The 14,448-nt window shown below is 70.5% G+C and carries 18 protein-coding genes; 13 read left to right on the top strand and 5 right to left on the bottom strand.

The window, feature by feature from the left end:
* Positions 1-116: 116 nt before the first annotated feature.
* From ACFO6Q_RS02595 to ACFO6Q_RS02575, 5 genes are all read left to right on the top strand, one after another.
* Positions 117-506, top strand: coding sequence for a BlaI/MecI/CopY family transcriptional regulator (locus ACFO6Q_RS02595; RefSeq protein WP_380018944.1), 390 nt, complete (start codon positions 117-119; stop codon positions 504-506).
* Positions 496-2,838 (top strand): M56 family metallopeptidase, encoded by a 2,343-nt coding sequence (locus ACFO6Q_RS02590; protein ID WP_380018943.1) that lies wholly within the window; start codon positions 496-498, stop codon positions 2,836-2,838. Before ACFO6Q_RS02595 ends, ACFO6Q_RS02590 begins: the two co-directional genes overlap by 11 nt.
* 71 nt (positions 2,839-2,909) lie before the next feature.
* Positions 2,910-3,335 (top strand): DUF6491 family protein, encoded by a 426-nt coding sequence (locus ACFO6Q_RS02585; RefSeq protein WP_380018942.1) that lies wholly within the window; start codon positions 2,910-2,912, stop codon positions 3,333-3,335.
* Positions 3,336-3,479: 144 nt separating this feature from the next.
* On the top strand, positions 3,480-3,926 hold the full coding sequence (locus ACFO6Q_RS02580; protein ID WP_380018941.1) for a DUF6491 family protein: 447 nt from the start codon (positions 3,480-3,482) through the stop codon (positions 3,924-3,926).
* 78 nt (positions 3,927-4,004) lie between these two features.
* Entirely contained in the window at positions 4,005-4,682 is a 678-nt protein-coding gene (locus ACFO6Q_RS02575) for a DUF6491 family protein (protein WP_380018940.1), read from the top strand.
* A 38-nt stretch (positions 4,683-4,720) separates the two neighbouring features.
* Here the strand turns inward: ACFO6Q_RS02575 and ACFO6Q_RS02570 are convergent, their stop codons facing one another.
* Genes ACFO6Q_RS02570 through ftsY form a run of 4 tightly spaced genes read right to left on the bottom strand, consistent with a single transcriptional unit; the run spans position 4,721 to position 7,878 of the window.
* Positions 4,721-4,993: an oxidative damage protection protein gene (locus ACFO6Q_RS02570; protein WP_380018939.1), complete on the bottom strand. Its 273-nt coding sequence runs from the start codon at positions 4,991-4,993 to the stop codon at positions 4,721-4,723.
* Positions 4,990-6,069: an A/G-specific adenine glycosylase gene (gene mutY, locus ACFO6Q_RS02565; RefSeq protein ID WP_380018938.1), complete on the bottom strand. Its 1,080-nt coding sequence runs from the start codon at positions 6,067-6,069 to the stop codon at positions 4,990-4,992. The genes ACFO6Q_RS02570 and mutY overlap by 4 nt, the downstream gene beginning before the upstream one ends.
* Positions 6,066-6,743, bottom strand: coding sequence for a hypothetical protein (locus tag ACFO6Q_RS02560; protein ID WP_380018937.1), 678 nt, complete (start codon positions 6,741-6,743; stop codon positions 6,066-6,068). Before ACFO6Q_RS02560 ends, mutY begins: the two co-directional genes overlap by 4 nt.
* Positions 6,736-7,878: a signal recognition particle-docking protein FtsY gene (ftsY, locus tag ACFO6Q_RS02555; RefSeq protein WP_380018936.1), complete on the bottom strand. Its 1,143-nt coding sequence runs from the start codon at positions 7,876-7,878 to the stop codon at positions 6,736-6,738. Before ftsY ends, ACFO6Q_RS02560 begins: the two co-directional genes overlap by 8 nt.
* 67 nt (positions 7,879-7,945) lie before the next feature.
* On the opposite strand from ftsY, the gene rsmD reads away from it, so the two are divergent.
* From rsmD to ACFO6Q_RS02515, 8 genes are all read left to right on the top strand, one after another.
* A complete protein-coding gene (gene rsmD, locus ACFO6Q_RS02550; protein WP_380018935.1) occupies positions 7,946-8,539 on the top strand; it encodes a 16S rRNA (guanine(966)-N(2))-methyltransferase RsmD in 594 nt (197 codons plus the stop codon).
* Positions 8,540-8,585: 46 nt separating this feature from the next.
* On the top strand, positions 8,586-9,092 hold the full coding sequence (gene coaD, locus ACFO6Q_RS02545) for a pantetheine-phosphate adenylyltransferase (RefSeq protein WP_380019292.1): 507 nt from the start codon (positions 8,586-8,588) through the stop codon (positions 9,090-9,092).
* A gap of 8 nt (positions 9,093-9,100) precedes the next feature.
* Positions 9,101-9,613, top strand: a complete 513-nt coding sequence (locus tag ACFO6Q_RS02540) for a hypothetical protein (protein WP_380018934.1) — start codon at positions 9,101-9,103, stop codon at positions 9,611-9,613.
* Between the two features lie 105 nt (positions 9,614-9,718).
* Complete coding sequence (locus tag ACFO6Q_RS02535) at positions 9,719-9,976, top strand: YfhL family 4Fe-4S dicluster ferredoxin (protein ID WP_380018933.1); 258 nt, start codon at positions 9,719-9,721, stop codon at positions 9,974-9,976.
* The gene (gene ggt, locus ACFO6Q_RS02530) at positions 9,973-11,655 is read left to right on the top strand and encodes a gamma-glutamyltransferase (RefSeq protein ID WP_380018932.1); all 1,683 of its coding nucleotides are present in this window, start codon (positions 9,973-9,975) and stop codon (positions 11,653-11,655) included. The genes ACFO6Q_RS02535 and ggt overlap by 4 nt, the downstream gene beginning before the upstream one ends.
* Positions 11,656-11,760: 105 nt before the next feature.
* Positions 11,761-12,624, top strand: coding sequence for an MBL fold metallo-hydrolase (locus ACFO6Q_RS02525; protein WP_380018931.1), 864 nt, complete (start codon positions 11,761-11,763; stop codon positions 12,622-12,624).
* The gene (locus ACFO6Q_RS02520; RefSeq protein WP_380018930.1) at positions 12,621-13,355 is read left to right on the top strand and encodes a TMEM43 family protein; all 735 of its coding nucleotides are present in this window, start codon (positions 12,621-12,623) and stop codon (positions 13,353-13,355) included. The genes ACFO6Q_RS02525 and ACFO6Q_RS02520 overlap by 4 nt, the downstream gene beginning before the upstream one ends.
* Positions 13,356-13,382: 27 nt before the next feature.
* Complete coding sequence (locus ACFO6Q_RS02515; RefSeq protein ID WP_380018929.1) at positions 13,383-13,781, top strand: MAPEG family protein; 399 nt, start codon at positions 13,383-13,385, stop codon at positions 13,779-13,781.
* Between the two features lie 61 nt (positions 13,782-13,842).
* Here the strand turns inward: ACFO6Q_RS02515 and ACFO6Q_RS02510 are convergent, their stop codons facing one another.
* Positions 13,843-14,391: an NUDIX hydrolase gene (locus ACFO6Q_RS02510; RefSeq protein WP_380018928.1), complete on the bottom strand. Its 549-nt coding sequence runs from the start codon at positions 14,389-14,391 to the stop codon at positions 13,843-13,845.
* Between the last annotated feature and the right edge of the window lie 57 nt (positions 14,392-14,448).

The following is a 14,448-nucleotide window of genomic DNA, read 5'->3' as shown; positions in this document are numbered from 1 at the left end:
GCCGGCGGGCGAGGGCGGGCGCGCGCGGTCTTCCGGGTGGCGTGACTTCCGGCCTGTTGCTTCGCCGCGGGCTTTCTACTACAAATGTAGTACTACATGGGTAGAAGAGAGTCGGCATGGGCAAGACGCGCGACGTGAGCCTGAGCGAGCTGCAGATCGCGCTGATGCGCGTGCTGTGGCGGCGCGGCGAGACGAGCACGGCCGAGGTCGCGGCGGAACTCGCCAACGAGCGCGGCCTGAAGCACACCACGGTGGCGACCTTGTTGACGCGGCTGGAGAAGCGCGGCGTGGTCGCGCAGCGCCGCGACGGGCGTCAGCTGTTCTATCGCGCCCTGGTCGACGAGGCCGACGTGCGGCGTTCGATGGTGGCCGGTCTGCTCGGTGCATTGTTCGCCGGCGACGCGCGCGAGCTTGTGGCCCATCTGGTCGAGGAATCGGAGATCGAGCCCGGCGATCTGGCCAAGGTCAGGCGCCGTCTGGCGCGGGGAGGCGGCAATGGCGATTGAAGCGACGCTGGCGTTCCTGCTGACGGTCGCCGCGCATGCGGCGGTACTGCTGACGCTCGCCTGGGCGGTCGACCGCGGCCTGCTGCGGCGGCACCCCGCTTGGCGCGAGCTGCTGTGGCGGTTCGCGCTGTTCGGCGCACTGCTGACCGCGGGAGCGCAGGCCATTTCCGACGTGCGCACGCCGTTGCGCGTCGCCTGGCCGCTGACGCAGTCGACGGCGCCTGCGGTGAGCGAGCCTGCCGTATCCGATCGCCTCGTGCCTTCCGCCGGAACCGTGGTCGCCACGGCTGTTCCGACTGCGCACAGCGGCGCGGCGCCGTCGCGCGCAGCGCCGGCGATCGCGGCGACCGACACCGGTCCGGTTGCACATGGGCTGTCGTGGCCGGCGCTGGTGCTGGCGGCGTGGCTCGCCGGCACCGTGGCCGTCCTGATGCGCCTCGCGTTCGCCTGGCTGCATCTGCGCCGCAGGCTCGCGCTGACCGAGCCGCTGCACGATGCGACCGCGACGACCGATGCCGCGGCGCTCGCCATCCAGGCCGGCATCCGGACGCCGCGGTTGGCTCTGCTCGACGATCTCGCCAGCCCGATCGCGGTCGGCGCCGATCGGGTCGTGCTGCCGCGCTGGTCGGTGGAACTGCTCGATCGCGAGCAGCTACGCGCGATGCTCGCGCACGAGACGGCCCATCTCGCGCGGCGCGATCCGTATTGGAAACTCGCCACTGCGTTGTGGAGTGCCGTGCTCTGGTTCCTGCCGCTGGCGACGCTGGCGCGGCGCCGGCTCGACGAGACGGCGGAACTGGCCTGCGATGCATGGGCGGCGTGCCATCTCGGCGACGGCCGCTCGCTGGCGGAATGCCTGGCCGAATGTGCCGAGCGCCGCATCGCCGGCTTCGACAGCATGCTCGTTCCGGGCATGGCGCAGCGCGAGTCACCGCTGCTGCAACGCATCGACCACCTGATCGGAGGATCGCCGATGGATACCACGTTGTCGCGCGCGCGCGCTGCCGCCGCCGTGATGTTCGCGCTGGTGCTGGCCAGCGTGGCGCTGCCCGGTTTCGGCGCGGCGTTCGCGCAGCCGGCGCCGCCGCCTCCGCCGGCACCTTCACCGCCTCCACCGCCGCCGCCGCCACCACCTCCGCCGGCGGGCAGCGACAAGCACGTGCACATCTCCGGCGACATCGACGTGCTCGGCATCAAGCGCGCCTACACCAGCGTCAAGCTCGACGACGGCGATCGCCAGCTCGACGTGCAGATCAAGGGCAAGGTCGCCTTCAACGATCGCGAGGACGGCGTGGCCAGCCTCAGTGATGGCGGCAGCGCGCGGTTCGCCGAGACGCGCAAAGGCGTGGAGCGCCGCGTCGAGTACACGATGCGCGACGGTGCGCTGTCGCAGCGCTACTTCGTCGACGATCGCGAGCAGCCGATCGACGACGCCGGCCGTGCATGGATCGCGGCGCTGATCCCGTCCGTCATCCGCGACAGCGCGATCGGCGCCGAGGCGCGCGTCAAGCGCATCCACGCGGCCGGCGGCGCGGACGCCGTGTTCGACGAGATCGGCCACATCCAGTCCGGCTACGCGCGGCGCATCTACCTGGAGCAGCTGCTCGCGCTCGGCCGCCTGAAGCCGGCCGAGGTCACGCGCGCGCTGCAGGTGATCGACGGGCTCGATTCCGACTACGAGCGCCGCAATGCGCTGACTGCCCTCGGCGCGGTCGCACCGTTCGACGAGGCGCAGCAGAAGCTCGTGCTCAGCCAGGTCGACAAGATCGGTTCGGACTACGAGCGCGCCGAAATGCTCACCAGCCTGCTGCCCAGGCTGTCCGCCAAGCCGGAGCTGCGCACGGCCTGGCTCCAGGCCGTGGAGGAGATCGGCTCGGACTACGAGCGCCGGCGCACGCTGGGCGCGATGCTCGACGCCGATCCACTCGACGACGCGACCATCGGGCAGGTCATCCAGTCGGCGAACGCGATCGGTTCGGACTACGAGCGGCGGGAGCTGCTGGCGGCGGCGATCCGCCGCGCCGGCGACAGCGAGCACATCGCCTCGGCGTACGCGACGGCGGTCGACGGCATCGGCTCGGACTACGAGCGCCGCGAAGCCCTGCTGGCGCTGCTGCGCACGCCGAAATTCGGCAAGCTCGGCGCGCGGAGTGTGCTGGACGTCGCAGATCGCATCGGTTCGGACCACGAATGCCGCGAAGTGCTCGTTGCGCTGGCGAGAGTCATGCCGCAGGATGCCGATCTGGTCGCGCGCTACCGGGACGTCGCGCGACGTCTGTCCGACAGCGATCGCGGTGCGGTCGAGCGTGCGCTGGACCGCGGCGATACCTGAGCGAGGGGAGGGCGGCCGTTTCGGGACCCGCTTCCGCGCCGTCCCGCAACGTCCATCCACGGAGAATCGCGATGAAAACCCCGCTCGCAGGTCTGCTGTGCGGTGTGCTGCTCCTCGGCGGCGCGGCGCAGGCGGCGACGCCGCAGACCCAGAAGAAGAGTCTGGAAAAGTTCGCGCCCTACTTGCAGGATCCGGTCGACCAGTTCGCCTTCCCGTCGCTGTACAAGTGGCAGCTCGCCAGCGAGGACAAGGTCGCGGTCTGGTCGAGCGCCGACGACGCCTACCTGCTCACCGTCCAGACGCCGTGCGAGCAGCTGCAGTCGGCCGCGCAGATCGAGCTCACGCAGCAGGCGAGCCACACCGTCACGCGTCAGGTGGATTCGGTGACCGCCGGCAGCGCCCGCTGCCGCATCCTCGAGATCGAGCCGATCGACGTCCGGCGCATGGACGGCAAGCCGCCGAAGCCGGCCGAGCCGGCGGGCGACGAAGTCAGCTGAGCGCGGCGCGGCTTTCCGGCCCGGCGCCGTCCCCGCCGCGAGCGGACGTCCGCGGCAACGCCGGCTGAGCGGCGCCGGCAAGCGCTGCGTCGGAACCGCCGCCGGCCACGTCTTGCGGGATGAGCCGATCCACGGAGACGAGCCATGAAAAGACCGATCGCGGGGCTGCTGTGCGGTGCGCTGCTGCTGGCCGGCGGCGCGCGGGCGGACACGCCGGAAACCCAGGCCAGGAATCTCGAGCGCTTCACGCCCTACCTGCAGGAGCCGGTGGAGCAGTTCAAGTTCTGGTGGATGTACAAATGGCAGCTGGTCGGACCGGACAAGGTCGTGGTCTGGACCACGCCCAACGACGCCTATCTGCTGACCGTCGAGACGCCCTGCACGCAGTTGCAGTGGAGCGGCAATCTCGCCGTGACGTCGCAGGCCAGCCATACCGTCATGCGGCGCATGGATGCGGTGCTCGCCGACGACGACCGCTGCCGCATCGCCGAGATCCGGCCGGTCGACTACCGGCGCATGGAAAGCGCGCGCAGGGGAGGCGATCGCGGGAGCGCGGGCGAATCCGGGGATGCCGCGGACGCGAAGCGCTGAAATCGCGGGCGCGGCACCGCCGGTTTCCGGCGCGCCCCGGCGCGGCGCGTTTCGAATCCGGCGGATGAAACGTTCTTCATGTACCGCCTCAGGATTCTCGTTGCGGCGGTGAAAATCCCGGCGCATGATCATCACGTCGGTCGCGTGCGCAGGCCTTGCGCGGTTTCCGTCCGACGACGATCGCGGCGCGGTCGAATGCATGCAGGGTCGAGCCGCGGGTCGATCGTCGTTCGGGAGCAGCGTCGCAGGCCGCCGTGCGGACCGTCTTTCGATGAGCCCACGACAAGGAGAATCGCGATGAAGGGTCCGATTGCAGGGTTGTTGCTCGGTGCGCTGGTGTTGACCGGCAGCGCACAGGCGGATACGCCGCAGACGCAGAAGAGGAATTTCGAGCGCTTCGCGCCGTATCTGCAGGAGCCGGTGGAAAGAGTCGACGGGGTCCGGGGCATCCCCCGGTGGCAGCCGGTCGGCCCGGACAAGATCGTGGCCTTCACCGGAGGCAAGAAGGCGTATCTGCTGACCGTCGAGGCGCCGTGCCAGGCCTTGCAGCTGAACCCCGGCATCTACGTCACCTCGCGACGCGCGACGGACGCGATCGTCAGCGGCGCGGATGCGGTGGTGAGCGGCTATTCCGCCGGCCTGGCTTCCGGGAAAAGCTCGGGCTTCAACGCCAGCGGCTCCGACAGCTGCCCCATCGTCGAAATCCAGCCGATCGACTATGCGCGCATGCTGAAGGATCGCGCGATCAGCGGCTAGGCGAAACGACCGGCGCGCGCCGAACCCGGCGCGCGCCTTCAGCTTTCCGGCGCGATGTAGCCGGAGGGTTTTTCCGAACCGCCGCCGAAGAAGTACTTCTCCATTTCCGCCGCGATGAATTCGCGCGTCTTCGCATCGAGCGGGTTCAGGCGGTTCTCGTTGATCAGCATGGTCTGGTGCGCGAGCCATTCCTGCCAGGCCTGCTTGCTGACCTGCTCGTAGATGCGCCGGCCGAGTTCGCCCGGCCAGGGCGCGAAGGCGAGTCCTTCGCCTTCGCGTTGCAGTTTCACGCAGTGCACCGTGCGCGTCATCGGACTTCCTCGTTCAAGGTTTGCAGCAGCTTGCGCACCGGCGCCGGCAGGCCGAGCGATTCCAGTTCGTCCGGCCCGTACCAGGCCCGGTCGGGCGCATCGGCGACGCGATCGAGCGGCACGGCGCGTTCGAGCAGGAGCGGTGCGATCTCCAGATGATAGTGGCTGAACGTGTGCACGAAGCGCGCGAGCGCGACGCCGTCGTCGACGCGCACGGCGTAGCGGTCGAGCAGGCGTCGTGACGCGCCGGCCGCATCGTCGGTCTCCGGCAGGCTCCACAGGCCGGCCCACACGCCGGTCGGAGGGCGGCGTTCGAGCAGGGTGCGCCGCTGCGCGTCGCGCACGATCAGCATGGTCGTCGCACGCGTCGGTTTTTCGCGAGTGGGCTTGCGCGCAGGCAGCTGTGCGGTCAGCCCGTCGCGCAGCGCGACGCAGCCCGGCGCGACCGGGCAGCGCAGGCAGTGCGGACGCGAGCGCACGCACAGCGTCGCGCCCAGATCCATGATCGCCTGCGTGTAGTCTGCGACGCGCTCGTGCGGCGTGTGGCGTTCGGCCAGTCGCCACAGCTCGCGCTGCGTCGCGGTCTCTCCGGGCCAGCCGCGCAGGCCGTGCCAGCGCGCGAGCACGCGGCGCACGTTGCCGTCGAGGATCGCGTGGCGCTCGCCCCAGGTCTGCGCCAGGATCGCCGCTGCGGTCGAACGGCCGATGCCGGGCAGCGCCGACAGCGCCTCGACGTCGCGCGGAAGTTCGGCGCCGTGCTCGGCGACGCAGATCTGCGCGGTGCGGTGCAGGTTGCGCGCGCGGCTGTAGTAGCCCAGCCCCGACCACAGCGCGAGCACGCGGTCCTGCGGCGCTTCGGCGAGCGTGCGCAGGTCCGGCAGCGCGGCGACGAAGCGCTCGAAGTACGGGATCACCGTGCGCACCTGGGTCTGCTGCAGCATCACTTCGCTGAGCCAGACGCGGTACGCGCTGCGGTCGCGCTGCCACGGCAGGTCCTTGCGTCCGTGATCGTCGTACCAGGCGAGCAGCGGCGCCGCGAACGTCTCGTCCGGCGCGAAGGAGCCTTGCGCGGTCATCGCTGCGGTGCGGGCGCGTCGTCGCGCAGCTCCACGCGCAGGCCTTCCATGCGCGTGTCGCCGATCTGCACGCTGGCGGCCTCGGCGCTGCCGCTCAGCGGCGGCAGCAGGGCCGAGTTCGCCTCGCGCATGCGGCCGAGCCACGCGGCGAGATCGCCGGCGTTGGCGAATTCGAGGTTCAGGCCTTCGGCGAGCGGCTTGCCGGACGCGAGCAGCGTGCCGTTGCGCACCTGCACGGCGAAGCGCACGTCCGGCGCGGCGCCGCCGGACGGACGCGCGGCGAGCCAGCGCGAGAGCGCGTCGAGGTCGAGGCGCGGCCTTTCGATCTCGATGCGTTCGATGTCGACGCGTTCGCCCCAGAGCGTGTGCCAGGGCACGATCACGCCGATCGAGCCGGCATCGAGCAGCACGTCGCCGGCGTCGGCTTCGAGCGAGGATTTCGGCAGCAGCACGCGCAGCCGCGGCAGCAGGCCGAAGCCGGCGCTGTCGGCCAGCGACAGCTTGAGGCCCAGCTGCGAATGCGCCTGCTCGATCAGCAGCGCGGTGAGCTTGTCCGGCCGCGTGTAGTGGCGCAGCACCAGCGCGCCGATCCCGGCCAGCAGGGCCAGCGCCAGCAGCACGTAAGGCCAGCGCCGGCGGCGCGGCCGCGCTTTCGGCGCGGGGTTTTCAGCCATTGCCCAACGCCGCCGGCAGCAGGCCGTCGACGAAGGCCGCGGCGTCGAACGCACGCAGGTCCTCGGCGGACTCGCCCAGGCCGACGTAGCGGATCGGCAGGCCGAACTCGCGCGCGAGCGCGAACACCACGCCGCCCTTGGCGGTGCCGTCGAGCTTGGTCACCACCAGGCCGCTGACGCCGATCGCCTGCTGGAACTGGCGTACCTGGCTGATCGCGTTCTGGCCGGTGGTGCCGTCGATGACCAGCAGGGCCTCGTGCGGCGCGTCGGCGTCGAGCTTGCCGAGCACGCGGCGGATCTTCGCCAGTTCGTCCATCAGGCCGGATTGCGTGTGCAGGCGGCCGGCGGTGTCGGCAATCAGCACGTCGGTGCCGCGCGAGCGCGCGGTCTGCAGCGCGTCGAAGATCACGCTGGCCGAGTCCGCGCCGGAACCCTGCGCGATGACCGGCACGCCGTTGCGGTCGCCCCAGGTCCGCAGCTGCTCGACCGCCGCGGCGCGGAAGGTGTCGCCGGCGGCGAGCAGCACCGAGCGGCCCTCGCCGCGGAAGCGGTGGGCCAGCTTGCCGATGGTCGTGGTCTTGCCGACGCCGTTGACGCCGACCATCAGCAGCACGAAGGGTCTGCGCCCACCGACGTCGAGCGGCTTCTCGACCGGCTGGAGCTGCTGGACCAGTTCCGTGCGCAGCGCGGCGAGCAGGGCGCGGGCATCGGCGAACTCGCGGCGGTCGACGCGCTTGCGCAGCTTCTCGATCAGCTCGGTCGCGGCGGCGACGCCGACGTCGGCGGTAATCAGGCAGGTTTCCAGCTCGTCGAGGAAGGCGTCGTCGAGTGCCGGATTGCGCGTGAACAGCGACGACAGGCCGCGTGCGAAGCCGCTGCCGGAGAGGCGCTCGCGCCACGAGCGTTTCGCCGGAGGCGCAGGCGGTTCGGCGGCGGCCTCCGGCGCTGTCGCGAAGCTGTCGGCGACGGCTGCGGATTCGGCGGCCGGCTCGGGCTCCGCTTGCGCGGACGGCTCCGGCGCGGGAACCTGCGCGGCGGCTTCGGTCGCCGCATCGGCATCGGCCGCGGTTTCGACGGGCGCTTCCTGCGCCGGCGCTGCATCGGCCGGCTTCTTCCTTTTCCAGAACTTCAGCATCGCGGGCGGACAGGCGAGAATGCGAGCCTGTAATGCTAACACCCGCGCCCAGGACGCACGCCCGACCATGACCAAAGCACGCGGCAGCTCGGCGGGCGGCAGCCTGCGCATCGTCGCCGGCAGCCTGCGCGGATCGCGCCTGGCGGTGCCCGACCGCCCGGGTCTGCGGCCGACGCCCGACCGCGTGCGCGAGACGCTGTTCAACTGGCTGGCGCCGGTCATCACCGGCGCGCGCTGCCTGGACCTCTACGCCGGCACCGGCGCGCTCGGCATCGAGGCGCTATCGCGCGGCGCCGGCGAGTGCGTGTTCGTCGAGCGCGACCGCGAGCTGTGCCGTCTGCTGCAAGACAACCTCGCGCGGCTGAAGGTGAGCACGGCGCGTGTAATCACCGACGACGCGTTCGCCTTCCTCGGCGCGCCGGCGGCGACGCCGTTCGACCTGGTCTTCCTCGATCCGCCGTTCGATGCCGGGCTGTGGAACGAGGCGGCGCTGCGGCTGGAGCGCGGCGGCTGGCTGTCCGACGCGGCGTGGATCTACGTCGAAGCGACGCCGCAGGCCGGTTTCGCCGCGCCGCCGGCCTGGAGCCTGCACCGCGAAGGCCGCGCCGGCCTGGTGCACTACGCCTTGTATCGTCGCTCGCCGGCCGATCCGTTAAGCTAGCGGCTTTGCGGCCGGCACGGCCCCAGCAGGCTCCCGAGCAATGGCGATTTCGCAGCAGCGCGCGCGCATCGCGGTCTACCCCGGCACGTTCGATCCGATCACGAACGGCCACATCGACCTGGTCAGCCGGGCGGCGCCGCTGTTCGACCGCATCGTCGTCGCGGTCGCCGACAGCTCGACCAAGGGCCCGGCGCTGACCCTCGACGAGCGCATCGCGCTGGCACGCACCGCACTGGCCGACCTGGGCAACGTTGAAGTGCGCGGCTTCTCCGTGCTGCTGGCCGAATTCGTCGAGGAAATCGGCGCCGGCGTGATCCTGCGCGGACTGCGCGCGGTGTCGGACTTCGAGTACGAGTTCCAGCTCGCCAGCATGAACCGGCATCTGATCCCGGCCGCCGAGACGCTGTTCCTGACGCCGGCCGAGCAGTACAGCTTCATTTCTTCGTCGCTGGTGCGCGAGATCGCGCGGCTCGGCGGCGACGTCTCCGGGTTCGTGCACCCGGCCGTGCAACAGGCGCTCCGTACGCGCTATCTGAAATCGACCAACCAGTGAGGTACACCATGCGCAAGTTTCTCCCGATTCTCGCCGTCGCCTGCGCCGCGGCCTTCGCGCTGAGCGCCTGCGACCAGGGCGAGCAGAAGCAGGAAGCGGCCGTCGAGCAGCAGAAGCCGGCGAAGGTGCCGCTGCCGGCCAACGCGGCCGACAAGACCGCCTGGAAGCAGTATCTGAGCGCGGTCGTCACCGACAACATGCAGGGCGTCAAGAGCAACCGCCCGTACATGTACTTCGTGCCGGCCGGCGAGGACGACACCGCCAAGACCGATCGCGCCAACCAGCTCGACAACGTCAAGACCACGGTGTCGCGCGGCGTCCTGCCGGGCAACATGATGGCGTTCGGCGGCCCGGATTCGGCCGCGACCGCGCAGCTGGTCGTCGATGCGTTCAAGGACGCGCAGCCCGGTTCGTTCAAGGACGTGGTCGTGCTGTTCATCGGCGCGCCGGCCGACGGCGAGACGGTCAAGCAGGCGCTGGCCGCCTCCGCCGCCGACGTGCGCTTCGTCGAGGCCAAGTAAGCCGGGATTTCGGATTGGAGATCCGGGATTGGATCGGCGCCGTCGCGGCCGCACGTTTCTTTTTCCGAATCTCCAATCCCCCATCTCCAATCCCGGCTCCAAGGCATGTCCCTCAAGATCACCGAACTGTGCGTCAACTGCGACGTCTGCGAGCCGGTCTGCCCGAACTCGGCGATCAGCCTCGGCGCCGAGTACTACGAGATTGCGCCGGGGCGCTGCACCGAATGCGTCGGCCACTACGACACGCCGCAATGCGTGGAGGTGTGCCCGGTCGAGTGCATCATCGACGATCCCGAACGTCCCGAATCGCGCGAGCAGCTGCTCGCCAAGTTCCAGATCCTGACCCGCGAGGAAAAGCCATGAAGCGCGCAAGCGGCTTCTTCGCCGCTGCGGCGGTCCTGTTCGTCTTCCTCGGTGTGCCGGCCGCGGCCGCCGACAAGCCGCGCGCGGCGATCGCCAGCGCGCACACGCTGGCCACTTCCGCCGGTTTCGAGGTGCTCGCGCAGGGCGGCAACGCGTTCGACGCCGCCGTCGCGGTGGCGGCTACGCTGTCGGTGGTCGAGCCGCAGAGCTCGGGCATCGGCGGCGGCGGCCTGTTCCTGCTGCATCGCGCCAGAGACGGCAAGGAGGTCATGATCGACGCGCGCGAGACCGCGCCGGCGGCGGTCGATTCCAAGCTCTATCTCGACGCCAACGGCGAGCCCGACCGCGACCATGCCGTCAACGGTCCGCTGTCGGCGGCGATTCCGGGCGAGCCGGCCGGGCTGGTGTGGATGGCGCAGCACTACGGCAAGCTGCCGCTGGCCAAGTCGCTGGCGCCGGCGATCCGCATCGCGCGCAAGGGCTTCAAGCCCGACGGCCGCTTCCTCAAGGAGCTGGCGATGCGCAAGGACGTCATCGCGCGCTATCCGGCGTCGGCCGCGCTGTACCTCGTCGGCGGCGACGCGCCGAAGGCCGGCTGGACGTTCAAGTCGCCGGACCTCGCGCGCGTGCTCGAGCGCATCGCCGAGCACGGCAACGACGGCTTCTACCGCGGCGAGCTGGCGCAAACGCTGGTCGACGGCGTGCGCGCGGCCGGCGGCAACTGGACGCTGCAGGATCTGGCCAGCTACGAAGCCAAGGAACGCGCGCCGATCGCGTTCGACTACCGCGGCTGGCGCATCGTGACCGCACCGCCGCCGTCGTCCGGCGGCGTCGCGCTGGCGGAGATGCTGAACATCCTCGGCGGCTACGACCTGTCCGGCCTCGACCGAGTGCATCGCGTGCACCTGACCGTCGAGGCGATGCGCCGAGCGTACCGCGACCGCGCCGAATACCTGGGCGACCCGGACTTCGTGCAGATGCCGATCGCGCAGCTGACCAGCCCGGACTACGCGGCCGGCCTGCGCGCCTCGATCCACCCGCAGAAGGCGACGCCGAGCGACCTGCTCGCCGGCTATCTGGCGCCGGCGCAGGGCACGCACACGACGCACTTCTCGATCGTCGACCAGGACGGCAACCTCGTTTCCGGCACGCAGACGGTCAACCTGATCTTCGGCTCCGGCTTCGTCGTGCCCGGCGCCGGCTTCGTGCTGAACAACGAGATGGACGACTTCGCCCTCGTCGCCGGCAAGCCGAACGCGTTCGGCCTGGTCGGCAACGACCGCAACGCGCCGCGTCCGGGCAGCCGGCCGCTGTCGTCGATGACGCCGAGCTTCGTGATCGGCGCCGACCGCGTCGGCGTGATCGGCACACCCGGCGGCAGCCGCATTATCACCATGGTGCTGGAAGGCATCCTGGCCTTCATCGACGGTGAGTCGCCGGAGAAATTCGTCGCCAACCCGCGCTACCACCACCAGTACCTGCCCGACGTGATCTCGGTGGAGAAGGGCGCGTTCTCGCCCGACGAGGTCAAGGCGCTCGAGGCGATGGGCCACAAGGTCAACGAAGCCGAACGCCGCTGGGGCTTCATGAACGCGGTCAGCTGGGACCGCAAGACCGGCGCGATGCAGGCGGGTTCGGATCCGCGCGGCGATTCGGGCAGCGGGGTGGTGAAGCCGTGATTCGGGATGGGTGGCCGCACCTTCGCGGAACGGATCCCGGGCCGTGACTTGCGCGAAACTGCGGGACCTGTAGCCTCCTCTTTCCAATCCCGGATCCCGGCTCCGATGAAACTCTGGTCCATCCTCGGCAATTCCCAGAAGCTCGACGGCGGCGCGATGTTCGGCAACGTGCCGCGCGGCATGTGGGAGCGCTGGATCGTGCCGGACGAGCAGAACCGCATTCCGCTCGCCTGCCGTGCGCTGCTGGTCGAAGACCTCGACGGCAGGACGGTGCTGTTCGAGACCGGCATCGGCGCGTTCTTCGAGCCGAAGCTGCGCGAGCGCTACGGCGTCGTCGAGGAGCGCCACGTGCTGCTCGATTCGCTGCATGCGGCCGGCTTCTCGCACGAAGACGTCGACGCGGTGGTCGTCTCGCACCTGCATTTCGACCACGCCGGCGGCCTGCTCGGCGCGTGGCGCGATGGCGAGGCGCCGCAGCTGCTGTTTCCCAACGCCACCTACGTCGTCGGCGAGGAATGCTGGCAGCGTGCGGTCAGTCCGCATCCGCGCGACCGCGCCTCGTTCATCCCGGAGCTGCAGCCGCTGCTCGAGGCCTCCGGCCGGCTCGAGCGCGTGCAGGGTGAACGCTGTGCGGCGCTCGGTCCGCGCGTGCGCTTCAGCTATTCGAGCGGGCACACGCCGGGGCTGATGCTGGCGGAGATCGCCACCGCCGACGGCGGCATCGTGTTCTGCGCCGACCTGATCCCGGGCCGGCCGTGGGTGCACCTGCCGGTCACCATGGGCTACGACCGCTACCCGGAGCTGCTGATCGACGAGAAGCGCAGCTTCCTCGACGACAAGCTCGCGCGCGGCGTGCGCCTGTTCTTCACGCACGACGTCGGTTGCGCCGCCGCGCGCGTCGTGCGCGACGACAAGGGCCGCTACTCGACCGCCGACGAGCGCGCCGAGCTCGTCGCGGAGGCGGCGTGAGCGTTCGCGCGAACCGCGGCGCGACGCCGGCGCAGGTGCTGGTCGGCATCGCGCTCGCCGCCGCGATCGTGGCCCTGCTCTGGATCGGCTGGCGGCAGAGCGCCGAGCCCGCGCCGGAACCGGTTTCGGCGACGACGGAGGCCTCTCCGCCGACGGTGCCGTCCGATCGCATCGACCCGGCCAACCAGGGCCGTCTGATCGAAGTCAGCGGCCAGCTGCGGGGAACCGATCCGCCGCGCGACGAGCAGTTCGGAATCCGCGCGCAGGCCGGTGCGATCGGCCTGATGCGAGGCGTCGAGATGCGCCAGTGGGAGGAAAGCTGCGCGCAGGATTCGTGCAAGTACGAGCAGGTGTGGTCGGGCGAGCTGATCGATTCGAGCGGGTTTCGCGAGCGCCAGGGTCACCAGAATCCGCAGCGCTCCCCGTTCGACGGCCAGCTGTTCAACGCCGCCGAGCTGCGCCTGGGCGCGTTCCGCTTCGATCCGGAACTCGCCGCGCAGGTGCTGTTCGACGACGACAGTCCGGTGCCGTTGCCGGTGCGTGCCTCGCAGCTGCCGCCGAACCTGGCGGCGACGTTCAGCGACCGCGAAGGCATGCTCTATACGGGCGATCCGGAGCATCCCGCGGTCGGCGACGTGCGCGTGCGCTACCACGTCGTCGGGCCGATCGAGGTGTCGAGCCTGCGCGGCGTGCAGGATGGGCAATGGCTGAAGGCGCCGCCGCCGCACTGATCCGCGGCCAATCGAGGGGAGGAGAGAATGCGCATCACCGGAATCTACGCCGCACTGGCCACGCTGCTCGTGCTGATCCTGGCCGCGCGCGTCGCGCTCGTGCGCAACGCGCGCAAGATCGGCATCGGCGACGGCGGCGATCACGAACTGGTCAAGCGCATCCGCGCGCACGCCAACGCGCTGGAGAACCTGCCGCTGGCCTTGCTGCTCCTGCTGCTGCTCGAGCTGAACCAGACGCAGCCGGCGTGGCTGCACGCGTTCGGCATCGTGCTGATCGTCGCGCGCGTCGCGCACGCGATCGGCCTGTCGCGCACGTCGGGATACAGCCTCGGCCGTTTCGCCGGCATCGGCCTGACGTGGCTGGTGATGCTGGCGATGGCGCTGCTGCTGCTGTGGCAGGCGCTGGCCTTCGCGCGGGTGGTCTGATCCGGCGCGAAGAGGGAAGCCGGGCGCGAGGCCCGGCTTGGATTCCCGCCATCCGTGCGCGTCAGGCGCGTGGATTTGCGAACAGCGCTTCGCCGTGGTCGAGCAGGTACAGCCCGGCGAACATCTTCGGATCGATCGAGTAGCCGGCGCGGATCTTCTCGACCAGCCAGGCCGCCGCTTCGCTGCGCGGGATCTCGTGCACGAGGATGTCCTCGGTCTCGTCGCCGCCGCCGGCGTGCGCGCGTTCGAGGTCGTAGGCGCGCACGAAGGCGAGTATCTCGTTGCTCATGCCGGCGGAAGTCGGTCCGGCCATCAGGAATTCGATGCGGCCGGCACGATAGCCGGTCTCCTCGACGAGTTCGCGATGCGCCGCCTCGACCGCGCTTTCGTCGGCGCTGCTGGCGACGTCGCCGACCAGCCCCGCCGGCATCTCGATCGTCATGCACTCGATCGCCGGCCGGTACTGCTCGACGAACAGGATGCGGTCCTCCGGCGTCACCGCGACGATCATGACGCCGCCGCCGGGATTCGTGCGCTCGGCGTATTCCCAGCGTCCGCGCTTCTTCAGGCGCAGCCAGGTTCCGTTGCAAAGTGTCTGGGTTTCGGTCATGTTAGGCGGCTTTCCTGAACTTTTCCGGGCACGCCCGGTCTGCGTACGTCCGGCTAG

Source organism: Dokdonella ginsengisoli, from assembly GCF_042652785.1.
Taxonomy (GTDB): Bacteria; Pseudomonadota; Gammaproteobacteria; order Xanthomonadales; family Rhodanobacteraceae; genus Dokdonella_A; species Dokdonella_A ginsengisoli.
This window is presented reverse-complemented; position numbering and strand designations above follow the sequence as displayed.

Bases quoted from the DNA above. Each gene is read 5' to 3' on its own strand.
- ACFO6Q_RS02595 (WP_380018944.1), top strand. From the start codon at position 117: ATGGGCAAGACGCGCGACGTGAGCCTGAGCGAGCTGCAGATCGCGCTG.
- ACFO6Q_RS02590 (WP_380018943.1), top strand. From the start codon at position 496: ATGGCGATTGAAGCGACGCTGGCGTTCCTGCTGACGGTCGCCGCGCAT.
- ACFO6Q_RS02585 (WP_380018942.1), top strand. From the start codon at position 2,910: ATGAAAACCCCGCTCGCAGGTCTGCTGTGCGGTGTGCTGCTCCTCGGC.
- ACFO6Q_RS02580 (WP_380018941.1), top strand. From the start codon at position 3,480: ATGAAAAGACCGATCGCGGGGCTGCTGTGCGGTGCGCTGCTGCTGGCC.
- ACFO6Q_RS02575 (WP_380018940.1), top strand. From the start codon at position 4,005: ATGTACCGCCTCAGGATTCTCGTTGCGGCGGTGAAAATCCCGGCGCAT.
- ACFO6Q_RS02570 (WP_380018939.1), bottom strand. From the start codon at position 4,993: ATGACGCGCACGGTGCACTGCGTGAAACTGCAACGCGAAGGCGAAGGA.
- mutY (WP_380018938.1), bottom strand. From the start codon at position 6,069: ATGACCGCGCAAGGCTCCTTCGCGCCGGACGAGACGTTCGCGGCGCCG.
- ACFO6Q_RS02560 (WP_380018937.1), bottom strand. From the start codon at position 6,743: ATGGCTGAAAACCCCGCGCCGAAAGCGCGGCCGCGCCGCCGGCGCTGG.
- ftsY (WP_380018936.1), bottom strand. From the start codon at position 7,878: ATGCTGAAGTTCTGGAAAAGGAAGAAGCCGGCCGATGCAGCGCCGGCG.
- rsmD (WP_380018935.1), top strand. From the start codon at position 7,946: ATGACCAAAGCACGCGGCAGCTCGGCGGGCGGCAGCCTGCGCATCGTC.
- ACFO6Q_RS02540 (WP_380018934.1), top strand. From the start codon at position 9,101: ATGCGCAAGTTTCTCCCGATTCTCGCCGTCGCCTGCGCCGCGGCCTTC.
- ACFO6Q_RS02535 (WP_380018933.1), top strand. From the start codon at position 9,719: ATGTCCCTCAAGATCACCGAACTGTGCGTCAACTGCGACGTCTGCGAG.
- ggt (WP_380018932.1), top strand. From the start codon at position 9,973: ATGAAGCGCGCAAGCGGCTTCTTCGCCGCTGCGGCGGTCCTGTTCGTC.
- ACFO6Q_RS02525 (WP_380018931.1), top strand. From the start codon at position 11,761: ATGAAACTCTGGTCCATCCTCGGCAATTCCCAGAAGCTCGACGGCGGC.
- ACFO6Q_RS02515 (WP_380018929.1), top strand. From the start codon at position 13,383: ATGCGCATCACCGGAATCTACGCCGCACTGGCCACGCTGCTCGTGCTG.
- ACFO6Q_RS02510 (WP_380018928.1), bottom strand. From the start codon at position 14,391: ATGACCGAAACCCAGACACTTTGCAACGGAACCTGGCTGCGCCTGAAG.